Consider the following 1,143-nt stretch of genomic DNA (forward strand, 5'->3'; position numbering starts at 1 on the left):
TTCAGCGCAATCAGACTTACACCAGCCCACATTAAGCGACGATTGGTTTTCTCAGCCGTCACGTCCAATACGTTGATCAGCGTGTAACCAAACATCAGGCCCGAAGTCACAACCGTGAACCAAAACGCAACCGTTGTCATTGGTGAGTACCATGCTGGTACCGTTTCGATTTGGTAAACATTTACCATCGCGAACATGAAAATCACGCCGACCGCGATAGACAACCAGTTCACGATTTTTCGAACGCCTTCGCTGCCGATTTTTAGAATCGTCAGCAACCAGTACAAACCCGCTAGAGACAGAAAGCTTGCACCCGTTAAGATCTCGTTAGATAGCGCCGCACTACCAACACGGTTTAATGCGTTGAAGGCACGAAGTGGGCTACCCAAGTGCGTGGTTGAGAACAAGAAACCCAATCCCATTACAACCAAAATAGCGAAACGAGCGATGTTCATACGAGGTTCTGTCACGCGTGGTGGCTTACCGAATTTCTCGAACGCATTAACCGTTAAGTGCGCGCCAACCGCAGTTTGAGCAAGAACCGTAAAGGCAACTAATGGTGCTTCGTATAACATTATTTCACCTCTCTTGGATTCTGTAGGAAACCCGTGCGGTCATTGGTTGGTCGACCATTTGGATTTAGCCTCACGATCAGGTTCGGGCTGGTAATGCGTGAATCTGGCAGTGGTGCCACATCCGCGTTTGAACCGTATTTCGCGCGTAGTTCATCAATTGGACCAAACTCAATCGCACGTAGTGGACAGCTATCAACACACACTGGCATTAAGCCTTCTGCGACACGTTCATAACAGCCATCACACTTAGTCATGTGACCTTTTTCTTCGCTGTATTGAGGTGCGCCATAAGGACACGCCATGTGACAAGATTTACAGCCGATACACACGCTTTCATCGACAACGACAAAGCCGTCTTCTTCACGCTTGTGCATTGCACCAGATGGACAAACCTTGGTACACGCAGGGTTAGTACAGTGGTTACAAGAGATCGATAGGTAGTACGCAAACACATTTTGACGGAACGCGCCGTTTTCTTCTGTCCAGTTGCCGCCTACATATTCGTAAACACGACGGAAGTTACGGTCGATACCCAGATCTTTGTTGTCTTTACAAGAGAGCTGACATG

Annotated in this window: 2 protein-coding genes; both read right to left on the bottom strand. The window is 48.2% G+C overall.

Annotated elements, in window-relative coordinates; translation table 11 throughout:
* Window positions 1-575 (bottom strand): dimethyl sulfoxide reductase anchor subunit family protein (locus tag R7P67_RS25655; protein ID WP_318086428.1); only part of this gene is annotated, 575 nt, incomplete at its 3' end.
* On the bottom strand, window positions 575-1,143 hold a 569-nt coding region (locus R7P67_RS25660), incomplete at its 5' end, for a DMSO/selenate family reductase complex B subunit (RefSeq protein WP_318086429.1). The genes R7P67_RS25660 and R7P67_RS25655, both read right to left, overlap by 1 nt.

The organism is Vibrio sp. Vb0937 (assembly GCF_033338855.1).